This is a genomic window from Mycetocola tolaasinivorans (assembly GCF_003667565.1).
GTDB lineage: Bacteria > Actinomycetota > Actinomycetes > Actinomycetales > Microbacteriaceae > Mycetocola > Mycetocola tolaasinivorans.
The window spans coordinates 275,433-296,835 of record NZ_RCUX01000005.1 but is presented as its reverse complement, the minus strand read 5'-3'; the positions used below and the strand labels follow the sequence as shown (position 1 = coordinate 296,835).

Genomic DNA, 21,403 nt, shown 5'->3' with positions numbered 1-21,403 from the left:
TGATACCGCGTCGCGATAGTGTGATTCTGCCCGCCGAGAGAGTCGGGCTTTCTTCGAGGAGCACCATGTCCCATCCCCCGATTCCGGCACTGGCCGACCTCCCGCTGGACGAGCTGGCGCGCCCGGCCTCTGCCGAGGAGATTCGCGCGCTCAAGAATCGGGTGCGCGGCGATAGTCGCTGGACCCGGGCGATCCCGAAGTGGCACGAGTACGGCACCTCCGGCATCATCATGCTGCTCGTGGGTGCCATCGGGGTGTTCTTTGCGTACCTGATGATCAGCTCCCACTCCCCCGAGATAGCCCCGTGGTTCCTGATCACGTTCTGCCTGCTTCAGCTCGTAGCCCTGCCCTACTGGATCATCAAGAATCGGCCGCGCTGGGGAGACTGGGCCCGCATGGTGCGCTTCGCCGATGCCACGGGGATGGAGTTTGCGCCGCTCCCCCACAAGACCCTTCCGCAGACCGCACTGCTCGGGCCGAGTGCGCGCGACTACAACGGCTTCTCCTCCCGCGGCGGGCTGCGACTCATGCAGCGCGCGGACAACATGTCGAGCACCCGCATTCAGCGCGAGCTGATCGACCGCCCCGGCGAATACGCCTACCTGCGCATCCCGCTGGGCGTGCAGATGCCGCACATCGTGCTGGATTCGCGGCGCAACGATGGGGTGGCCGGGTGGCGTTCGCGCCGCACCCGGCTTCGGCTGGCTGATGATCAGCGGATCGAACTCGAGGGAGACTTCCCGCGGGCCTTCGGGGTCTACGCACCCGAGGCGCTGCAGCGCGATGCCCTCTACTTCCTCACCCCGGACTTTATGGAGACCCTGGCGCTGTACGCGACCGAGTTTGATCTGGAGTTTTCCGGTTCGGACCTCATTCTCGTGAGCACCCGCCCCATGAATCTCGCCGACCCCGACGTCTGGCTGCGCTTCTTCACCGCCGCCGACGCCGTGCTCTCCCATCTGCGCCCCACCGCCTCGGCCTATCGCCGCGGCACCCCGATTGATCCCCGCACCCCGCCGTCCCGGCTGCGCTGGGGGTTCCCCATCGGCACCGCCCTCGCCCTCGCCGCGTTCATCGCCTGGCGAGTGTTCGTCGCGTAACTGCGGGGTCGGCTAGGCGCGTGCGCGATCGCGGCCGGCTGGGCGTTGCTCCTCGAGGAACGAATCTTCCAGAAGCTGATACACCCGCGCACGAGACACCCCCAGGACGCGAGCCGCATCGATTGCGCTCAGGCCGTAGGCATCGCGAAGCACACGAGCGGCCTCGCGACGATCACGCGCCGCATTTCGGGTGGATTCCAGAGCTGCCCGATCATACTCGGCGGCCTCCGCGAGGCGGGCCGCCACATCGGCGGGCTTTTCGATTCTGAGGGTCACGTTGAAGGATTCCTCATCGACCCCCAGCGCACCGGCAAGGAGCGAACGGCCCATTTCCTCCACCTCGGAGAGGGTGCGGGCCTGGGTGCGATAGTCGACAGCGGGCGCATCAATGATCCACCACTTACCCTCGCGGCTGACAACCAGTTCATACGTGCCGCAACTCATACCCACACTCACTTCCACTCGTCGGAGACAAACCCGACCAGCTGCTCGATCGTCCTGAGGACGCCCGCCGAAATTACTCGGTGACGCGGAATCGGGACAGACCGACTCCCCAGCCTTTTCCACCAGGTATGCGGGCCTCGATCACGGTCTATCCTGTAGCCCTGGGACAGCAGGAACCGCTCAACGTCCTTTCGCTTGGCATCCTTCATCAGGTTAGTCTAGGCAGGGATAGACATCAAGCATCAAGTGCGCGCTATACAGAAAGTTTGATTTTTTTCGCTGTCCATAGATACGACGCACCGCGCGCCTTACACTCGAGCACTCGCCCACGCTGATTCCCCGGCTAGAATGGGTCAAATGGTCACGAGACGAGAAGCAGCACAGCGCCTGGATATCCCCCTGGAGATGGCGGTGCGTCACGGTCTACCGCCCCAGCTCACCGAGGCGGCGGTTGTTGAACTCGACACCACTCCTCCGCCGTGGCTCGCGCAGTCCCGTGCCAACCGGACCGGCAAACGACCGGTCTGGTCGAACCTCGTCTGTGCCGTCTGCGGGTTCACCGAGCGTGCCCGCCCCAAGAAGTGGTGGCCCGAGTTCACCTACGTGGTGTGCGACGACCACGAGATCGAGGAGTGGCCCGCAGCCGCGCCCGGTGCGATTCGCGCCGAGGTCTTTGGCGTGGGCGGCCGATTTGTCGGCCTCGTCGACGACGTCGCCTAACGCACTATTCTCCCGTTGAGCGGCCCCGCGTCGCGCCCACCGTCTTCACTGACGCGGCGCGATCCGGGGCCGTTTGTCGGTCCATAATGATCAGGCCAACCACCGCGATGGCGGCAAATCCGGCCGGGATCACGAAGACCAGCGGGAGACCGAGGGCCGCGACGCCAAAGCCGCCGGAGAGCCCGCCGATGGCGGAGCTCAGCGCGGTGGAGCTGAGGAAGATCGCCGAGGCCGTGGCCACCGCGGTGGGCAGGAGGCGCTGCGCCACGAGGATGCCGAGGCCCGCGAAGATGCCCCAGACGACGCCCATCAGGATCTGTCCGGCAAACAGCGCGGGGACGGTCCCGATGAGCGCAAAGCAGAGGTTGGCGCCGACACCCATGACCGCGCCCAGCGCCATCAACCGCATCGCACCAAAACGCCGGCCAAGGATCACCGCCACCGGGATCAGTGGCAGCTCGACGAGGGGCTGAATGCCGATGATCGCCCCGACCATGGCCGGCGAGAGCTGCATCTGCTCATTCATATAGATGGGCAGGTAGGCGTACTTGACCGACTCACCGGCATACACGCAGATGTAGAGCGCGGTGAAGACCAGCAGCGGGAGCATGGCGCGCAGGCCCGGCCCGCGCCCAGTGGCGGTCAGCGGTGCGGCAGCCTCGGCACCCCCGGTGGCGGCGGCCACACCGGTTCCGAGGGGTACCTCGTCGGGTGTCGCATCTCCCGATGCGGCCGCGCGGGTATCGCGCAGGCCCCCGAGCGGGAGGATCTGCGCGAGGGTTGCGATCGCAACCACCACGAGCATCGCTCGATATCCGGCGGCCGCCGCGAGGAAGGACCCGAGCACCGGGCCGATCACCCAGCCCGCGGTCAGCGCGGTGCGAACGATGGCCACCACGCCGTCATTGAGCGGGGAGGGGCGCACCGCCAGGCCATCATGCAGGGCGGCGAACAGCTGCGAGGTCGAGGCACCGGCGAATCCCAGCACCACCGCGCTGATCACAAACGGCATCCACAGCTCGGTGGAGAAGGCGATGCCCAGCCAACCGAGGAATCCGGCAGCCGCACAGATGCGGAAGAGTCCGAGGCGCTTCCCCGTGCGATCTGAACGTGCACCCACCAGGTATCCGGCCACCGGCGCCGCGAGGTTGGTGAGGTAGTACAGACCCGCAACCGTCAGCGACGCGTGCAGCTCGGTCACGAGGAACGAGGCGATCAGCGGCGCGGCCGCCGAGATCCCCAGCCCCGACAGGAACAGCGCGAGCGTTGCGGCGCGATACAGCGGGGTGTGCAGGGTGAGCCGAACGGAGGATTCTCGCACCGCGGCGGCGGGGGCACTCACGCGATCGACCGCGGGCGGGGGAAGGCTGACTTCATGTGCTTAAACATACAGGTTATATGTTCGTTTGAACGAATAGCCTGAATGTTCGTGTGCGGAGAAACGCAGAACGCCCGGGTCTCACCGAGGAGAACCGGGCGTTCTGAGGGAGCGCAGACCTAGCGGAAGTCCGCCAGGCGGGCGCGCAGGTTGGCGAGCTGCTCGATCACGCGCACCGTCGCGGTACCACCGGCACCCACGCGGCTGTTGACCGAGCCCTCAATGGTGAGCACGTCGCGGACCGCGGGGAGCAGGTGCGGAGACACCGCCGCCAGCTGCTCATCGGTGGGCTCGTGCAGTTCGAGGCCGTTCTCCTCGCAGAAGCGCACCAGTTCGCCGGAGATCTCGTGGGCGTCACGGAAGATCACGCCCTGCTTCACCAGCCACTCGGCCACGTCGGTGGCGAGCGAGAAGCCCTGCGGGGCGAGCTCGGCCATGCGCTCGGTGTTGAAGGTCAGCGTGGCGATCATGCCGTTGAACGCGGGCAGCAGCACCTCGAGGGTGTCCACGGAGTCGAAGATCGGCTCCTTGTCCTCCTGCAGGTCGCGGTTGTACGCGAGCGGCAGGGCCTTGAGGGTGGCAAGCAGACCGGTGATGTTACCAATCAGACGACCGGACTTTCCACGGGCGAGCTCGGCAATGTCCGGGTTCTTCTTCTGCGGCATGATGCTCGAACCGGTTGAGAAGCTGTCGTGCAGGCGCACAAATCCGAACTCGCGGGTGTTCCAGAGGATGATCTCCTCGGACAGACGCGAGAGGTTGATACCGACCTGCGCGAGGATGAAACCAAACTCGGCCACAACGTCGCGGGCGGCGGTGGCATCGATCGAGTTCTCCAGCGCACCGGAGAGCCCGAGCTCCGAGGCCACGAGCTCCGGGTCGAGACCGAGCGAGGAGCCCGCGAGGGCACCGGCACCGTAGGGCGAGCGCTTGGCGCGAACAGACCAGTCGCGCAGGCGCTCGAGGTCGCGCACCAGCGGCCAGGCGTGCGCCGCAAGCTGGTGGGCGAGGAGGACCGGCTGCGCGTGCTGCAGGTGGGTGCGGCCGGGCATGATGGCGCCCGGGTGTGCCTCGGCCTGACCCGCGAGGATCTCAACCAGCTGTACCAGCAGGCCACGGATCACGCTCTCGTGCTCGAGCATGTACAGGCGCACCAGCGTCGCGATCTGGTCGTTGCGGCTGCGACCCGCGCGCAGCTTGCCGCCGAGGTTCGATCCGGCACGCTCGACCAGGCCGCGCTCGAGGGCCGAGTGGACGTCCTCATCCGACTCCGCCGCCACGAACGCACCCGAGGCCACGTCCGCGCGCAGAACCTCGAGGGCCTCGTGCATCGCGGTCAGTTCGGCGGCGTCGAGGTAGCCCGCGGCATTCAGCGCTACCGCGTGTGCCTTCGAGCCGTCAATGTCATAGGACGCCAGGGTCCAGTCAAACTGCGTTGACTTGCTCAGGCGCGCGAGCTCCGGCGAGGGGCCGCTCGCAAAGCGGCCGCCCCACAGGGCTCCCGCCTCGGCGGCGCGGTTTCCGGAATCGTTGGTGTGAGAGGTCATGAGTGTTGGGCGTCCCGTCGTGCAGTGTTCGTGTGTGTCAGCTCCCACCACAGGGCGGGCGGCTGAGCGAGCGATATGGGTTGTTGCAAGTCTAGTGAGTGGTGGTGCGTGGTTGTGGCACGGTGGCCGCCGCGCGCGAGAGGGTGGAAATGAGGCGTTCGAGCGGGCCCTGACCCACGAGGAACATCCAGGCGGAACAGCCCGCGAGGGTGACCAAAACAAACCACCATGTTTGTGCCACTGGGTCGACCCGGTCCGCACCCAGAGCCACCAGGATGACGAGCGCGATCAGGTGCACCGAATAGGCGGTGAGGGCCATTCGTCCGGTTGCGGCGAGCGGCCAGAGTATCCGGGCAGCCCAGCCGGGAAGCGCCAGGAACACGGAAATCAACAGCAGCGACGTACCGGTGGCCCCCACCAGCTCAAACGTGCTGCCCGAGTGCGGGGCGGATCCCAGCAGGTTTCCCCACTGCGGATACCCCACGAACACCTCACCCTGCGAGATGCCCGTGACCTGCGAAAACGCAATCGCGCCCCCATAGCCGAGTACCGTGAGGGCGGCACCCACGAGCGCGAGCCGGCCCAGTGCCCCGGCGGCGATGCCCGTGGAAAACAGCCACCGCCCCACGGCCAGGCCGACGAGGACAAACACCACCCAGACGAGTACGGGGTAGTACCCCACGATCATCAGCACGGCGAAGGGTGAGGCGCTGGAGCCCCGATCCAAGACAAACACTGCCAGCGCAACCTGCACCAGCGGGGCCACCAGGGCCAGGGCACCGGCGAGCAGCAGCAGATTGCGCGGCCGCCAGCGAATCAGCGGCAGGACCAGGAGGAACGCGGCACCGTAGTACTCCAGGATCACCGCGATCCCGTGAACGCCCAGGCTGAGGATGCCCCCGAGAACAAAGATCAGCAGCGCCCGGGTCCCGATGCGCAGTCGCACACGCAGGACCTCGTCGCCCTCCGGCGGGGTTCCCCGACCGGACAGCAGCGCCAGCGATACGCCTGCGAGCACGGCGAACAGGGCCGCGGAACGGCCGTTGACCAGCCCGATCCAGGTATCCGGTTCGGCCGAGACAGCGGCCTCGGGGCGGATAATGTGGGCCACAAACATGCCCAGAATAGCCACGCCGCGGGCAATATCCAGCCCCGCGATGCGCGGAGTTGCTCCGCGTGGGCGGCGCGCTGCGGGATCACCCGGTACCGCACGCGCTACGGCGTCCGGTACCGGAGTGATCCCCCCGGACACTAGGCCGCGGCCTTCGCGTTCTGCGCGAGCAGCCAGACCATCAGCGCCTTCTGCGCGTGCAGACGGTTCTCGGCCTCGTCCCAGACCACCGAGCGCGGGCCGTCGATAACCTCGGCGTCCACCTCGTAGCCGCGGTAGGCGGGCAGGCAGTGCATGAAGATCGCGTCGTCCTTGGCGAGGGCCATCAGCTCAGAGGTCACCGAGTAGGCACCGAATGCGGCGACCCGCTCGGCCTTCTCGTCCTCCTTGCCCATCGACACCCAGGTGTCGGTGACCACGACGTCAGCACCGGCCACGGCCTCGCGGGGGTCGGTCGTGATGAGCACCGAACCGCCGGTCTTCTCAGCCAGGGCGATGGCGTCGGCCACCACGTCGGCGGCCGGAGTGAAGGCCTCGGGGGCACCGATCCGCACGTGCATACCGGCGTTGACACAGGCCAGCAGGTACGAGTTACCCATGTTGCAGGCACCGTCGCCGAGGAACGCGAGGGTCTGGCCCGCCAGGTCTCCGCGGTGCTCGCGAATGGTCTGCAGGTCGGCCAGCAGCTGGCACGGGTGGAAGTCATCCGAGAGGGCATTGATCACCGGAACGGTGGTCCCGGCAGCCATCTCCTCGAGACCAGAGTGCGCAAAGGTACGCCACACGATGGCGGCGACCTGACGCTCCAGCACGCGCGCGGTGTCGGCGATCGACTCCTTCGCACCCAGCTGGCTCTCGCCTCCGCCCACGATCAGCGGTACACCACCGAGGTCGGCGATGCCGGTCGCAAACGAGATGCGGGTACGGGTCGAGGTCTTGTCAAAGAACACGGTGACGGTCTGCGGGCCGGCCAGCGGCTTCTCGCTGAAACGGTCGGCCTTGAGTTTGATCGCGAGATCCAGAACCTCTGCCTGCTCGGCCGGGCTCAGGTCGTCATCGCGGAGGAAGTGACGGGTCATGATGGTCTCCTACGTCGTCGATACTAGGCGGTGTGAGCCGCGAGAAGGCCGTCGAGGATGCCCACGAAGGCGTCCACATCGGCGGAGGTGATGTTCAGGGGCGGGGCGATCCGGATCGTCGCGGCGTTGGGAGCGTTGACGATCAGGCCCGCGGCCAGCGCCTCGGCGGCCAGCGCGGGCGCAATGTCCGCGGTGAGCGCGATCCCCAGCAGCAGACCACGACCACGAACACCGGCGATCAGCGGGGAGTTCAGCCCCGCGATGGACGCCCGCAGCTGCGCCTCGCGCTCGCGCACGTTGATCAGCAGCGCCGCCGACTCGATCTCGTCGATGACGGTACCGGCCACCGCGGTGCCCAGCGGGTTGCCACCAAACGTGGTGCCGTGGTTTCCCGGGGTGAAGATTTCCGAGGCAGCACCGGTGGTCACCAGAGCGCCAATCGGGAATCCGCCACCGAGGCCCTTGGCCAGGGTGAAGGCATCCGGCAGGGTGTCCTCGGACTGGAAGCCGAACCACTCGCCGGTACGACCGATACCGGTCTGGATCTCGTCGATGATCAGCAGCGCGCCACGCTCGCGGGTGAGGGCCCGCGCCGCCTGCAGGTAGCCCTCGGGCAGCGGAAGCACCCCGGCCTCACCCTGGATCGGCTCGATGATGAGGGCCGATACGGTCTCGTCCAGCGCGGCCTCCAGCGCCTCGATGGTCGCGGGGATGTGCTGCACACCCGTCAGCATCGGGGCGAACGGTGCCCGGTAGGCCTCCTTCGCGGTGAGCGCGAGCGCCCCCATCGAGCGGCCATGGAATGCCTTCTCGAGCGCCAGGATGGTCGGACGAGCCTCGCCACCAAACTTGCGGGCCAGCTTAAACGCGGCCTCGTTGGCCTCGGTGCCGGAGTTGGTGAAGAACACCCGTCCGCTCTCGCCGATTCCGGAGATGCGCTTGATCTTCTCGGCCAGCGCGAGCTGCGGCGGGCTGGAGAAGAAGTTGGACACGTGCATCAGGCTCGCGGCCTGCTCGGCGATCGTCTTCACGATCGCCGGGTGGGCGTGGCCCAGGGAGTTGACCGCGATTCCGCCGAGGAAATCGAGGTACTCCTTGCCGTCTGAGTCGCGCACGCGGGCACCCTCGCCGGAGACCAGGAGCGCCTGGGTCGGCCCGAAGGTGTTCATCATGTTTGCGGAGGAGGATTCCTGCCAGGAGGTCATTCTGTCTCGCTTACTACCTGGGTGCCAATTCCGGACTGGGTGAAGACCTCGAGCAGGATCGAGTGTTCGATCCGACCGTCGATGATCGCGGCGTTACGCACGCCGTTGTCCACCGCGTCCAGGCACGCGTTCATTTTGGGGATCATGCCGGATTCGAGCTCCGGCAGCAGCTCACGCAGCTCGGCGGTCGAGATGACCGAGACGAGGGAGTCGCGGTTGGGCCAGTCGCTGTAGAGACCGGCAACGTCGGTGAGGACCAGCAGCTTGTCGGCGTTCAGCGCGATCGCAATCGCGGCGGCGGCCGAGTCGGCGTTGACGTTGAGGAGGCGCTCGGGGTCGTCGAGGTCGTAGGCGATGGAGGTGATCACCGGAATGCGACCGGCGTCCAGCGCATCGAGCACGGCCGAGGGGTCCACCTCGAGGATGTCGCCCACGCGGCCGAGATCCTGAAGTTCGCCATCGATCATGACGCCGCGGGTGCGTCCGCCGAAGAGATTGGCCTGCTCGCCCGAGAGGGAGCGAGCAATGTTGCCGTGCTGGTTGATGTCGTTCACGAGCGACCGGTTGACCCGGTTACGAAGGACATCGCGGACAACCCCGATGGCCTCGTCACTGGTGTAGCGGTAGCCGCCGCGGAACTCGCTGGCGATGCCCTTTTCGGCGAGGCCGGCGGAGATCTGCGGGCCGCCGCCGTGCACCACGACCGGGCGCAGGCCCGCGTGGTGGAGGAACACCATGTCCTCGGCAAACGCGGCGGCGAGCTCCGGAGAGATCATCGCGTTGCCGCCGAACTTGATGACCACGATGGCGCCGCGGTAGCGCTTGAGCCAGGGCAGCGCCTCGATGAGGACGGAGGCCTTGGCGTGGGCTTCTTCGAGGGAGAGTTCGATGGTGGTGGGCATCGGTCAGCTCGAATACGCGCTGTTCTCATGCACGTAGTCGTGCGTGAGGTCGTTGGTCAGAATGGTCGCGGCTGCGGATCCGGCATTCAGCTCGATCTCGATCTTCACCGCACGCGGGGTGAGGTCGACGAGGTCGCGAGACTGATCCGGACCGCCCTCATGGCAGACCCGGACGCCGTTGAAGGAGACGTCCACGTTATACGGGTCAAACGGAGCCGAGGTGGTTCCGATGGCGGCCAGCACGCGGCCCCAGTTGGGGTCGTTGCCGTAGATGGCTGCCTTGAAGAGGTTGTTGCGAGCCACCGAGCGGCCCACCTCAACGGCATCGGCCTCGGTCTCGGCACCGGTCACGATGATCGCGATGTCGTGGCTGGCACCCTCGGCGTCCCCCTGGAGCTGCTCGGCAAGGTCGGAGCACACCCGGGTCAGCGCGGCGGTGAAGTCGGCGAGGTCCGGGGTGATGCCCGAGGCACCGGAGGCGAGCAGGGTGACCTGGTCGTTGGTGGACATGCAGCCGTCGGAGTCGAGGCGGTCAAAGCTCACCCGGGTGGCCTCACGCAGAGCGGCATCGAGGTCCGCGGGGGCAAGGGAGGCGTCAGTGGTGATGACCACGAGCATGGTCGCAAGGCCCGGGGCGAGCATGCCCGCACCCTTGGCGATACCGCCGATGGCCCAGTCCGGGGCGAGGAACTCACTGGTCTTGGGCACGGTGTCGGTGGTCATGATCGCGGCGGCTGCGTGCTCGCCACCGTTTTCATCGAGGGTGGCGGTCGCGGCCTCCACACCGGCGGTGAGCTTGCCGAGGTCGAGCTGCTCACCGATCAGGCCGGTCGAGCACACCAGAACGTCGGTGGCCGAGATGCCCAGCCCGTTCGCCACGGCCTCGGCGGTGGCGTGGGTGGTCTGGAACCCCTGCTGGCCGGTGAAGCAGTTGGCACCGCCGGAGTTCAGAACGATGGCGTCCACGCGGCCATCCTTGATGACCTCCTTGGACCAGATGATCGGGTTGGCCAGGGCACGGTTGCTGGTGAACACGGCGGCCGCATTCTTCTCCGGGCCGGTGTTGACCACGAGGGCGAGGTCCGGCTTGCCGGTGGACTTGAGGCCGGCGGGAACACCCGCGGCGATGAATCCCGAGGGGGTGGTGACGCTCATAGTGCTCCTTGAGGGGTGGTGATCGAGGAAAGAGTGGTGGCGGCCATTACGGGGCGACCCCGTCGATGGGAAGGCCGGTGGCCTCGGGCAGGCCGAGGGCAATGTTCGCGGACTGGATGGCGGCACCCGCGGTGCCCTTGGCCAGGTTGTCTACGGCGGTCACGATGATGACGCGGCCCGCGGCCTCGTCGATTGCCAGGCCCATCAGCGCGGTGTTGGCTCCCAGGACGTCGGCGGTGCGGGGGAAGACGCCCTCGGGCAGCAGGTGCACAAAGGTCTCGTCGGCGTACGCGCCCTCCCAGGCCGCGCGGATCTGCTCGGCGGTGGTGCCCGGCACGATCTTGGCGGTGGTGGTGGCGAGGATTCCCCGGGACATCGGCACCAGGACAGGGGTGAAGGACACCGTGGCCCGCTCGGCGCCGGCCCAGCGCAGACCCTGAATGATCTCGGGAATGTGGCGGTGCGTGCCACCCACCGCGTAGGGGTTGGCGGTGCCGAGGATTTCGGCGGCCAGCAGGTTGGTCTTGAGCGCCTTACCGGCACCCGAGGGGCCCACGGCGAGCACGGTCACGATATCCAGCGACTCGATCACGCCGGCGGCGATACCCGGGGCGAGGGAGAGTTCCACGGTCGACGCGTTGCAGCCGGGGGCGGCTATCCGCTTGGTTCCCACCAGCTTTTCGCGCTGCTTACCCGAACCGATCAGGAGCTCGGGCACACCGTAGGTCCAGGCCCCGAAGAAGTCGCCGCCGTAGAACGCGGCCCAGTCCTCCTCGGATTCGAGACGGTGGTCGGCACCGCAGTCCACCACGAGGGTGTCGGGGTCAAGCTGTGCGGTGAGCGCGCCGGAGGCACCGTGCGGCAGCGCGAGGAACACGATGTCGTGGCCGGCGAGGTGTTGTGCGTTGGTTGCGACAAACACCTTCTCGGCGAGTGAGCGCAGGTGCGGGTGCACCGCGGCAACGGGCTGACCCGCGTTTGAGTGGGCGGTGACGGTGGTGATTTCGAACTCGGGGTGGCTGGCGAGCAAGCGCAGCAGCTCTCCCCCGGCGTAACCGGATGCTCCGGCGACGGCGACAGAAAAAGTCATGAGACTACCTTAGGACGACGAGTGTACGGGTGGTTTTCCGGATTCCGGCAACGCCCGGTTTCTCTGGTTTTCACCAGAAAAACAATTAGGGGGCGTCGCCTATCGTCGCTCGTTGGAGGCGTCAAAGAAGCTACGACGTCGCTCGTCGCGGCGGGCACGGCGTCGCGCCGGCGCAGGTGCAGATACCTGAGCGCTGTGGGCGGAGCGTGCGTGAGCCATGTTGGTTAGCGTAGCGCGGAGGATGCAACACGCGCAATCTGTGGGGCTCGCACGAATGATCGTATTTATTCCAACACCACATCCGAGTTGAGGAAACTCTCAGATTGGCGATTTCACTCCAAATGAAATGCCTTTTATCTCAAATCCGGTATAGCATCGGGTCATGGCTCTTTCGACAGATACCTCCCCCGTAGACATCACCGCCGCGGAACCCATGCGGCAGGTGGGTGCACTCATCCGTTCGGCCCGCCAGGACCGATCGCTCACCCAGGCCCAGTTGGCCGAGCGCGTGGGCACCAGCCAATCCGCGATCAACCGGATCGAACAGGGCAGCCAGAACATCTCCATCGAGCTCCTCGCTCGCCTGAGCGTGGCTCTGAAGAGCGAGCTCGTGACCTTCGGCGACCGCCCCCGCCCCTCGCACATTCGCGTGGAGGGCGGCCACAAGCTGCACGGCTCGATCGCCGTGAACTCCAGCAAGAACGGCGCCGTGGCGCTGCTCTGTGCCGCCCTGATCAACCGCGGCACCACCCGCCTGCACCGAGTGGCCCGCATCGTCGAGGTCGACCGCATCATCGATGTACTGCGCAGCATGGGCGTGCAGGTCACCTGGTACGGCGATGACAACAGCGTCGAGATCAAGGTACCCGAGAACCTGAACCTCGCCGAGATCGACGCCGATGCCGGCCGTCGCACCCGCTCGGTGCTGATGTTCCTCGGCCCGTTGCTCGGCCGCTTCGACAACTTCTCCCTCCCCTACGCCGGCGGCTGCGATCTCGGCACCCGCACCGTGGAACCGCACCTCATCGCCCTGCGCCCCTTCGGGCTCGAGGTGGAGGCGACCACCGGCTGGTACCGCGCCACCGTCAGCCACGACGTACCCGAGCGGGTCAAGGTCGTGCTGACCGAGCGCGGCGACACCGTGACCGAGAACGCGATCATGGCCGCCGCCGTGCGCGACGGAGTGACCGTGATCCGCAATGCCAGCCCCAACTACATGGTGCAGGACCTCTGCTTCTACCTCCAGGAGCTCGGCATCGAGGTGGAGGGCATCGGCTCGACCACCCTCACCATCCACGGCAACGCAAACGTCAACGCCGATGTGGACTACTGGCCGAGCGAGGACCCGGTGGAGGCCATGAGCCTGCTCACCGCGGGTATCGTGACCGGCTCGGAAATCACCGTGACCCGGGTCCCGATCGAGTTCATGGAGATCGAGATGGCGACCCTGTCGGAGATGGGTCTGCGCTACTCGATGACCGACGAGTATGACGCCGCCAACGGCAAGACTCGCCTGGTGGACATCACCGTGTATCCCTCGGAGCTGCGCGCCCCGATCGACAAGATCCACCCGATGCCCTTCCCCGGCCTCAACATCGACAACCTGCCCTTCTTTGTGGTCATCGCCGCCTGCGCCACCGGCGACACCCTGATCCACGACTGGGTCTACGAGGGCCGGGCGATCCACCTCACCGACCTCACCCGCCTCGGTGCCAACGTGCGCCTGCGCGACCCGCACCGCCTCGACGTCTCCGGCCCGACCCACTGGTCCGGCGCCGAGGTGTCCTGCCCGCCGGCGCTGCGTCCGGCCGTGGTGATCCTGCTGGCGATGCTCGCCGCCAAGGGCACCAGCGTACTGCGTAACGTCGACATCATCTCACGCGGATACGAGCAGCTGCAGGAGCGCCTGATCTCGCTCGGCGCGAAGATCGAAACCTTCCGCGACTAGCACCGCACACACAAAGCCCCGCCACGAGAATCGTGGCGGGGCTTTGTGCGCTTCTCGCAGTCTCAAGGGGATGGAGCGGAGTGGTTCCGCGCACTTCAACGGCACCACACCTGAAGAATCTCGCCGTGCCTTAAAAACAAAAATACTTGCCCACCTGCGTTTTCACTCAACATGCGACAGCGAATCATTCATTTTCGGCAGAACCCGTAATAGTTTTTCCCTTTTAAATTACGTTTGTTATGTACCCCAAACGGGTTACTTCCACCGGCCGGCTGACTGGACCCATCCGCGGTGGATCGTAACGCGAGCGCTCCCCCTACGTTCTTTGCGCGCTCGCGGCAACAGGGAGAACGCCCATGAAATCACGTACCTTTCGGCGTGCCACCGCCATCGGCCTCGGCACACTACTCACGATTGGCCTGACCGCCGGCGGTGCCGCCGCGGCTCAGGCCGCGCTGCCGCCGGGAAAGCCCGGCGCCTCGGAGAGCGCGCCGGCCAAGCCGCTGCCCGACCACAATCCCAACCCGGTGACCGCTGAGGGCACCGTCGCCCCCGCTCCCCGCACGGAGACCCCCGAGCTGGTGAGCGATCTGGGCGAGTCGATCGTCATTGAAGATGACGTCCTGCCCAACTACGTCGCAATCTCGCCGGATGGAAAACTCGCCTACGTGGCGGCGCTCGATTCGCCCAAGCTCCACATCGTGGATCTCGCCGCCCGTAAGACGGTGGGCTCGATCCCCGTGGGCATGGGGCGAGGGCTCTCCTCGATCACGCTGAGCGCCGACGGCACCCGCGGGGTCGCGGTCGTTGACGCCACCCCGACAACCACCGCGGGTGTGGCCGTCTTTGACCTCACCACCCGCACGGTAACCGCGATCCACACCAACCGCATCGGCTGGGCCGACTACGCCGAGCTCACCCGTGACGGCTCCTCCTACTACACCGTCGCCGTCGAGGGTGCCATCAATCGGGTAGACACCGCCACCGGCGAGGTTCTCGCCACCACAAAGCTGCCCACCAACAACTCCAACTTTGGGATCCTGACCGATGACGAGTCGACCTTCATCGTCGGCCGTTCCGGGCAGGGACTCACCGGCGCGGTCTACACGACGATGGATGCGAAAACTCTCGAGGTCACGCTTGATCTGAAAACCCCCGACATCTGGTCGTACTCCGGGTTCTACTTCGATACCAACCCCGCCCACCTGTACGTGGCGGAGGGCGGCAGCCGAGTGAGCATGTTTGATCCGAAAACCGGGGAGGCCCTCCAGCGCATCTCGGTGGGAAACACGATGTCGGACGTGGTGGCCTCAGATGCGCTCGGCCGCGCCTACTCCCCCTCGATGGGGTGGGAGATGGTGATGGCCGCCGACTTCACCACCGGTGAACGCTCGGAGAGCTACCGCACCACGCCCGTGGGTGCCTCGAGCATTACCGAGAACCCCGTGACCGGTGATCTTCTCACCGCAGATCGCGGCTACACCGGTGAGGAGGGCTCGACGGTCACCCTGATCAAGCGCCCCGCGGTGAGCGACCCACAGGACGTCCGCATCGAGGCCATCGACACCGAGGTGACCTTCAGCAGCGCGGTGACCGGAGTCAAGCGCGGGAACGGCGGCGGCGTTATCTGGCAGCGCTCGTCGGACGGCGAAAACTGGACCGATATTCCCGGCGCCGTGGGCAACAACTACACCGTCACCGTCACCGCCGAAAACGTCAGGGACTCGTATCGCCTGCGCTTCCACGACGACTTCTGGGGGATCTCCGGCGCGAGCAAGCCCGCAACCGCCGTCGGCCCGGCACCCGTGATCACCCTCGACGGGGCGCTTCCAGACGGCCTCGAAAACGCCGAGTACGAGCCGGTGACGGTCACCGCAACCGGCCAGCCGGACCTCGTCTGGTCGGACTCGAGCGTGGTCGACGCCGCCGGGCTCCCCGCCGGTCTCATCCTGGACTCCGCCACCGGCGTGATCTCCGGAACCCCGACCACAGCGGGAGACTACCGGGTCTCGGTTACCGTAACCGACGCATTTGGTACGGACACCCGGGAGTTCGCGCTGAGTGTGCTGGCCGAGGACACCGGGATCGTCGAGCCCACGCCGACGCCCAGCCCGGAGCCCAGCGAAAAGCCGAGCCCCAGCCCGGAACCGAGCGTTGAGCCCAGCATCGAGCCGAGCGTCAAGCCGAGCATTGACCCGACACCGGTGCCCACGCCCGAGCCCAGTATCGAGCCAAGCGTTGACCCGAGCATGTCGCCCACCAGCGGTCCGAGCGCATCGAGCGCTCCGGGGAGCTCTGGCAGTGGAGCCGGTGGAAGCGGAGGCCTGGCACGCACCGGCGCATCGGTCGGCGGTATCGGGCTGATCGCGGGCGCAGGTCTCGCCCTCGGTACCGGTTTCATCCTGCGTCGCCGCCGCGCCTAGCGGTCACACGCCCCCGAGCCCGGTGGGCACCTCGCAGCAACGCGCATTCCCCCGCGCGGCGAACCCGCCGAACGGGGAAGGGCCCCGTCTCGAAGCCTCGAGGCGGGGCCCTTTCCGTGTACTCACTCGGCGATGCCGGCCGTGCGGCCGGTCATTCGTCTCGGCCAGGAAACCGGGTGACCTAGTTTCCCGAGACGGGGAAGCGGCGATCGGCCTCGGCCTGGTCCACCGGGGGCAGCGCCGACCACGGGAAGGTGATCCAGCTGTCGGTCTGCTTCCAGACGTAGTCGGGCTCAAGAATGGTGCGCGGCTTTGAGTACAGGGTCACCGTGCGCACCTCGGCGCCGTCGCCCTGCAGCATACGCTCCACGAGTTCGAGGGTGCGGCCCGAGTCCGAGACGTCGTCCACGAGCAGCACGCGGCTGCCGGCGAGGGCCGGACCGTCGAGCATCGGCGGCAGCAGGATGGGCTCAGGCAGGGTCAGGTGCACGTCGGTGTAAAACTCAACGTTGATCGAACCACAGTTTTTCACGCCCAGGGCGTAGGCGATCGAGCCGGCCAGCAGCAGGCCGCCGCGGGCGATGGCAACCACAAACTCCGGCTGGAAACCGCTCTGCACCACCTGGGCGGCGAGGTCGCGGGTCGCGTCACCAAAACCGTCCCAGCTCAGTACCTCACGCTTGGGGTCGGTGGAAACTTCGGTGTTCTTCGGCGCGGAGGCGTCGGCGGGGGTCTCGGTCATTTCTCCACAGTAGCCAGTCGGACCGATCCGCGCGAACCCACCCCCTCAGACTGGGTCTTGGCTGCGCGTAACCTGCATGCAACAATTGGGCCGATATCCATGTGCGACGGGGGAAAAGCAATGGTCGTTGGTTCTGCACCACTGTTCGGAGTTTTACTGGCGCTGGTGAGCGCGGCCGTGTTGGCGGTGGGGAATCTCTGGCAGAGTCGCGGCGTCAACCTGGTCTCCGCGGCCGCCGAGGCCAGCGGAGAAAACAAGACGCCGTTCCTCGCGCTGCTGCGGACCCCGATCTGGATCGCCGGAAGCGCGTTGTTCGGTGTCGCGATCCTTCTCCAGATGGGCAGCCTGGCGTTTGCGCCCCTCATTCTGGTGCAGCCCATCGGGGTGACCGCGCTGGTGTTCTCCGCGGTACTCAACGCGCGGGTACGCAGGAAGCCGCTGCCACGGCGGGTGCTCCTCGGGATCGCCATCTCCCTGATCGGCGTGATCGCATACGTGATCATTGCGGCGCTCGTGAGCAAGCAAAAGCCGATCAGTGATGGGCAGCTCTCCGCCATTCTCATCACGCTGGCCGCGGTCCTCGCGATTGCCGCCGCGATTCGCTTCGGCACCCGTGGCACCGCCAAGGCACCCATCTTCTACGTCGTGCTGGGTGGCATCTTCTCGGGATTCGTGGCCACGCTGGGAAAGACCGTCATCCTGCGGGTGGAAACCATGTTTGCCGGTCACCGAATGGTGTTTGACTCGGGCAGCGTCCTCACCCTGATCTGCGTCCTCGGCATCGGGGTGGCCTCGGCGCTCTCCATCTACTTTGTGCAGTACTCGCACACCTGTAACCCGCCGGACGTCGTGATCGCCGGTCTCACCGTGGTGGACCCGGCCGTGGCCGTGGTCCTGGGTATTACCATCCTGCACGAGGCCGCCGGAGCGCCCGTCATCTCGTTTGTAGGCTTTATCCTGGCCGGTGCCGCCGCCTTCATCGGGGTCGTGATCCTGGCCCGGGCGGAGAACGCCGAGGAGGATGCGCAGTCCACCGAGACGATCGAACGCGGGGCTCAGCGCTCGGCCGAGAGCGCCTAGTTCAGGCGGCACACACGAAACGGGGCCCCACCGGTCGGTGGGGCCCCGCTTGCGCGTAACGCTACTTCTTCAGCGCGCCGGCGAGCTGATGCACTTCCTTCAGCAGGCCCGCAAACTCATCCTGCTTCTGCGCGGCAACCTCGACAAAGCGCGTCGCCAGGTTGAGCCCCAGGTCGGTCAGCGGCCCCACCTGGTGGAAGTGGTGGCTCACATCGCCGGCGAGGCCACCCTCGAGGGCGAGCTTGCCCACGAGGTCGAGGCGTAGCTCCTCGGTTCCCTCGGCGAAGCTCAGCTTGTCAAAGTCGACCCAGACCACGTTGGGACGGGTGGTCGATTCAAACACGTAGCGGCGGTTGGTCAGATCCAGCACCACCTGCCAGATGGTCTGCGAGGCATCGGGCTTTCCCGGATCGGGCTGGCGGAAGGGCTGTGCGGCATTGCGAATGATGCTGAACATCGCCGCGATGGCCTCGAGCTGCGTCTTCGGCTGCTCCTGGCGGCCCACATAGTAGGAGGCGCGGGCGAAGCGATCGGAGGCCAGGGTGGTACCGCCCAGCGGGGCGTCTCCGCCGAGGCCCTCGACCGTGGCCGCCAGCTCCAGCTGCTTATCGTACGTGGGTGAATTGGTCATCACCCGGTACTCCTTGCTGTGGTAGACCTTCGGGGTGCCATCGGTGTACTCGATGATGGCCGAGTCGCCGCTGGCGTCGTTGAGCGCCAGGTGCAGTGTGGGTGGCTTGCCGCTGGTCGGATCCAACAGCTCGGCGATGCGCACCTGGGTCTTCTCGGTCCACTCCACGGCCTCGGCCACGGTCTTGAAGTTGTCCAGGTAGTACTGCAGCCAGACCGCCTGGCTGAGCTGGACATCACCCTCGCTCGCCTTCCCATAGTCGGACTCGGCAAGCCACAGAATGTGCCCGGCAAAACCCTCCTCGTTCATGCCGTCGCAGGCAACCAGGTCAAACGCGGTTGCCACCACGCTGCCATACTTTGCGGTCCAGGTCAGGGTGCCGTTCACCCCGTCGTTGCGCTCAATCCCGCGGGGTAGCTTCCACAGGTTGGTGAGCAGATCCAGGTGGAAATCCATATTGCGGCCAACAATCACAGCTCCGTTAGCGTCAGGCCAAACAACTCGTGTGCACATATTTATTCACGAACCTTTCAGAGTGGGCACCGAAGTGGTGCCGGTTGTACAGCAAAAACAGGTGGGTAAAACGTGGGCTCTAGCGGGCATCGGCGGCCGCGGTGCGCCGGTTCCAGCCGAGTGCGGGCAGGGAAATCATCGAGGCCAGGAAGAAACACACCGCACCGATCAGGGTGCCCCAGTTGGCCAGATCGGAGTCCTTTGATGCCCCGTTGTTCAGCACGAACGATCCCACCGCGGAGACCGCAAACGCCAGACACCCGATCATGTTGATGTGAGCCGCCCAGAACCCGGAGCGACGCGGCTCCCACAGCGTGCCCCGGGAACGGTAGTAGGCGACATACACAAACACGGCACTGATGAGAAAGGCCACCGATCCCCCGGCGTCCGGATTCCACACCAGGTGCTTTTCGGCGTCCACGGACTTCGCCTGGAGGGCGGCCGACGTGCTGATGTTGAACATGATCGTGCCGAAGCTCTGCGTGGCCGCGGCCACCCATTCGGCGCGGAACATCTTCCCCGGCGCATAGTCGACCCTCACCACGGCGTCCCCACTCAGCACCAGCTGGTACAGGCCGGCCGCGGTAAAGAAGATTGCCCCGATAAAGCAGGCCAGGTTTGATGCCGCCGCGTTCCCCAGATGCCAGATGTTGATGGCACTGCCCAGCACAAACAGTGCCGAACCGATCATGAACAGGACGCTCTGCCTGCTCAGCGTGGGAACGAGGAAGGGAATCGAACGCGGTGTTGCCGCGGAAAACTGACTACTGCTCTGGGTCATCCGTGATGCTTTCTCTGCGGGGCCGCCGGCGCTCATGCGCGGAGGGCGTGGAAACCTAGTGGGCGAACGAGGTGCGTGTCTTCTCGCTCGGGCCTCAGGTACGGGGCAGCGTCCTGCCCTAGTGGGCGAACGAGGTGCGGGTCTTCTCGCGCGGGATCGGGGCGTCCAGGTTCTCCAGGAACACGACCTCCTCCTTCAGCGCGGCGAGTAGTAGCTCGGCGAGATCCTTGCTGAGCCCCAGACGCACCACGATGCGCTGCACCACGAGGTCGCCGAGGTCATCGGGCATCGGGTATGCCGGAACCAGCCAGCCGCGCATGCGCAGGCGATCGGCCAGGTCGTAGAGGTCCCAGTTGCGGTCTCCCTTATTGAGCTTCCACGCAAACACCGGAATCGTGTCGCCGCGGCTCACCAGGGAGAACGGCTCGAGCTTCTCGATCTCCGAGGAGAGGTAGGTGGCCACATCGATCGAGTTCTGCTGCACGGCGCGGTATCCCTCGCGGCCCAGACGCAGGAACTGGTAGTACTGCAGGAGAACCTGGGCGCCGGGGCGAGAGAAGTTCAGCGCCAGGGTGGGCATGTCGCCGCCGAGGTAGCTGACGTGGAAGATCAGGCTCTCCGGGCAGACCTGCTTGTCACGCCACACGACCCAGCCCACACCGGGGTAAACGAGTCCGTACTTGTGGCCCGAGGTGCTGATCGAGTTGACGCGCTCGACCTGGAAGTCCCACTCCAGGTCGGGCTGGCAGAACGGCGCCACCATCGCGCCCGAGGCACCGTCCACGTGGATGCGCACATCCAGCCCGGTCGAGGCCTGAATCTCGTCGAGCTTCGCGGCGATCTCCTTCACCGGCTCGTACAGGCCGGTGTAGGTCTGGCCGAGGATTGCGACCACACCGATGGTGTTCTCATCGACGTACTTTTCCAGCTCATAGCCGTCAAGAACCAGGTGGTCCTCGGTGACGGGCACATAGCGTGCCTCAACGTCCCAGTAGTTACAGAACTTCTCCCAGACCACCTGCACGCCGGCGGAGAGGATCAGGTTGGGCCTCTCGGTCGACTTGCCCTCGGCGCGGCGATGCTCCTGCCACAGGCGCTTGAGTGCCAGGCCACCGAGCATGCAGGCCTCGGAGGAGCCGATGGTCGAGGTACCGATGGTGTTGTGCGGGTCGGGCACGTGCCAGAGGTTCCCGAGGATGCGCCAGCAGCGGTCCTCAATGGCCGCGGTTGCCGGGTACTCGTCCTTGTCGATCATGTTCTTATCGGCAGCTTCGACGTACAGCTTGCCGGCGTTGTCATCCATCCAGGTGGACACGAAGGTCGCCAGGTTCAGACGGGAGTTTCCATCCAGCATCGCCTCGTCGTGTACCAGCTGATACGCGGTGTCACTCGACATCTGGTCGGTCGGGAGTTCAAATCGGGGCAGCACGGTGGCCTCACCCGGACGGGCAAACACCGGGTTGATCGCGATCTGCGAGGCATCCTCGCGCTCGGCGGCGTTTCGGTACAGCTCTGACATGGTCAGTCCTTTCTGGTTTGACAAACTGTCGCAAC

General features: G+C 66.2%; 19 protein-coding genes. 5 read left to right on the top strand and 14 right to left on the bottom strand.

Annotated elements, in window-relative coordinates:
- Positions 1-65: 65 nt before the first annotated feature.
- The gene (locus D9V32_RS08280) at positions 66-1,100 is read left to right on the top strand and encodes a hypothetical protein (protein ID WP_121648423.1); all 1,035 of its coding nucleotides are present in this window, start codon (positions 66-68) and stop codon (positions 1,098-1,100) included.
- Positions 1,101-1,112: 12 nt separating this feature from the next.
- Here the strand turns inward: D9V32_RS08280 and D9V32_RS08275 are convergent, their stop codons facing one another.
- Both D9V32_RS08275 and D9V32_RS08270 read right to left on the bottom strand, forming a co-directional pair.
- Positions 1,113-1,544 carry a hypothetical protein gene (locus tag D9V32_RS08275; RefSeq protein WP_121648458.1) on the bottom strand — a complete coding sequence of 144 codons (432 nt, stop codon included), beginning with the start codon at positions 1,542-1,544 and terminating at the stop codon, positions 1,113-1,115.
- A gap of 8 nt (positions 1,545-1,552) precedes the next feature.
- Positions 1,553-1,753, bottom strand: coding sequence for a type II toxin-antitoxin system HicA family toxin (locus D9V32_RS08270; protein WP_121648422.1), 201 nt, complete (start codon positions 1,751-1,753; stop codon positions 1,553-1,555).
- 148 nt (positions 1,754-1,901) lie between these two features.
- Here D9V32_RS08270 and D9V32_RS08265 point away from each other — a divergent pair, with 148 nt between their 5' ends.
- The gene (locus D9V32_RS08265) at positions 1,902-2,264 is read left to right on the top strand and encodes a hypothetical protein (RefSeq protein WP_121648421.1); all 363 of its coding nucleotides are present in this window, start codon (positions 1,902-1,904) and stop codon (positions 2,262-2,264) included.
- A gap of 4 nt (positions 2,265-2,268) precedes the next feature.
- Here the strand turns inward: D9V32_RS08265 and D9V32_RS08260 are convergent, their stop codons facing one another.
- The 8 genes from D9V32_RS08260 to argC all read right to left on the bottom strand — a co-directional run bounded on the left by D9V32_RS08260 (position 2,269) and on the right by argC (position 11,731).
- Entirely contained in the window at positions 2,269-3,606 is a 1,338-nt protein-coding gene (locus D9V32_RS08260) for an MFS transporter (RefSeq protein ID WP_220700675.1), read from the bottom strand.
- A 155-nt stretch (positions 3,607-3,761) separates the two neighbouring features.
- Positions 3,762-5,189, bottom strand: a complete 1,428-nt coding sequence (gene argH, locus D9V32_RS08255) for an argininosuccinate lyase (RefSeq protein WP_121648420.1) — start codon at positions 5,187-5,189, stop codon at positions 3,762-3,764.
- A gap of 91 nt (positions 5,190-5,280) precedes the next feature.
- Positions 5,281-6,441, bottom strand: a complete 1,161-nt coding sequence (locus tag D9V32_RS08250) for a heparan-alpha-glucosaminide N-acetyltransferase domain-containing protein (protein ID WP_121648419.1) — start codon at positions 6,439-6,441, stop codon at positions 5,281-5,283.
- On the bottom strand, positions 6,441-7,379 hold the full coding sequence (gene argF / locus D9V32_RS08245) for an ornithine carbamoyltransferase (protein WP_121648418.1): 939 nt from the start codon (positions 7,377-7,379) through the stop codon (positions 6,441-6,443). Before argF ends, D9V32_RS08250 begins: the two co-directional genes overlap by 1 nt.
- 23 nt (positions 7,380-7,402) lie before the next feature.
- Positions 7,403-8,584 carry an acetylornithine transaminase gene (locus D9V32_RS08240; RefSeq protein ID WP_121648417.1) on the bottom strand — a complete coding sequence of 394 codons (1,182 nt, stop codon included), beginning with the start codon at positions 8,582-8,584 and terminating at the stop codon, positions 7,403-7,405.
- Positions 8,581-9,486, bottom strand: a complete 906-nt coding sequence (gene argB, locus D9V32_RS08235; RefSeq protein ID WP_121648416.1) for an acetylglutamate kinase — start codon at positions 9,484-9,486, stop codon at positions 8,581-8,583. The genes D9V32_RS08240 and argB overlap by 4 nt, the downstream gene beginning before the upstream one ends.
- A gap of 3 nt (positions 9,487-9,489) precedes the next feature.
- Positions 9,490-10,641, bottom strand: coding sequence for a bifunctional glutamate N-acetyltransferase/amino-acid acetyltransferase ArgJ (argJ, locus tag D9V32_RS08230; RefSeq protein ID WP_121648415.1), 1,152 nt, complete (start codon positions 10,639-10,641; stop codon positions 9,490-9,492).
- Between the two features lie 46 nt (positions 10,642-10,687).
- Positions 10,688-11,731 carry an N-acetyl-gamma-glutamyl-phosphate reductase gene (gene argC, locus D9V32_RS08225; RefSeq protein WP_121648414.1) on the bottom strand — a complete coding sequence of 348 codons (1,044 nt, stop codon included), beginning with the start codon at positions 11,729-11,731 and terminating at the stop codon, positions 10,688-10,690.
- A 382-nt stretch (positions 11,732-12,113) separates the two neighbouring features.
- On the opposite strand from argC, the gene D9V32_RS08220 reads away from it, so the two are divergent.
- Complete coding sequence (locus D9V32_RS08220; RefSeq protein ID WP_051701921.1) at positions 12,114-13,679, top strand: helix-turn-helix domain-containing protein; 1,566 nt, start codon at positions 12,114-12,116, stop codon at positions 13,677-13,679.
- Positions 13,680-14,035: 356 nt separating this feature from the next.
- Positions 14,036-16,102, top strand: a complete 2,067-nt coding sequence (locus tag D9V32_RS08215) for a putative Ig domain-containing protein (protein ID WP_121648413.1) — start codon at positions 14,036-14,038, stop codon at positions 16,100-16,102.
- Between the two features lie 181 nt (positions 16,103-16,283).
- Here D9V32_RS08215 and D9V32_RS08210 read toward each other — a convergent pair whose 3' ends face one another.
- On the bottom strand, positions 16,284-16,844 hold the full coding sequence (locus tag D9V32_RS08210; RefSeq protein ID WP_121648412.1) for a phosphoribosyltransferase: 561 nt from the start codon (positions 16,842-16,844) through the stop codon (positions 16,284-16,286).
- Positions 16,845-16,964: 120 nt separating this feature from the next.
- Here D9V32_RS08210 and D9V32_RS08205 point away from each other — a divergent pair, with 120 nt between their 5' ends.
- Positions 16,965-17,924, top strand: coding sequence for a DMT family transporter (locus D9V32_RS08205; protein WP_183086235.1), 960 nt, complete (start codon positions 16,965-16,967; stop codon positions 17,922-17,924).
- Between the two features lie 61 nt (positions 17,925-17,985).
- On the opposite strand, the gene D9V32_RS08200 is transcribed toward D9V32_RS08205, so the two are convergent.
- From D9V32_RS08200 to gad, 3 genes are all read right to left on the bottom strand, one after another.
- Positions 17,986-19,068 (bottom strand): linear amide C-N hydrolase, encoded by a 1,083-nt coding sequence (locus tag D9V32_RS08200; protein WP_121648410.1) that lies wholly within the window; start codon positions 19,066-19,068, stop codon positions 17,986-17,988.
- 79 nt (positions 19,069-19,147) lie between these two features.
- Complete coding sequence (locus D9V32_RS08195) at positions 19,148-19,849, bottom strand: hypothetical protein (protein WP_121648409.1); 702 nt, start codon at positions 19,847-19,849, stop codon at positions 19,148-19,150.
- Positions 19,850-19,967: 118 nt separating this feature from the next.
- Positions 19,968-21,368 (bottom strand): glutamate decarboxylase, encoded by a 1,401-nt coding sequence (gad, locus tag D9V32_RS08190; protein ID WP_121648408.1) that lies wholly within the window; start codon positions 21,366-21,368, stop codon positions 19,968-19,970.
- Positions 21,369-21,403: the final 35 nt, after the last annotated feature.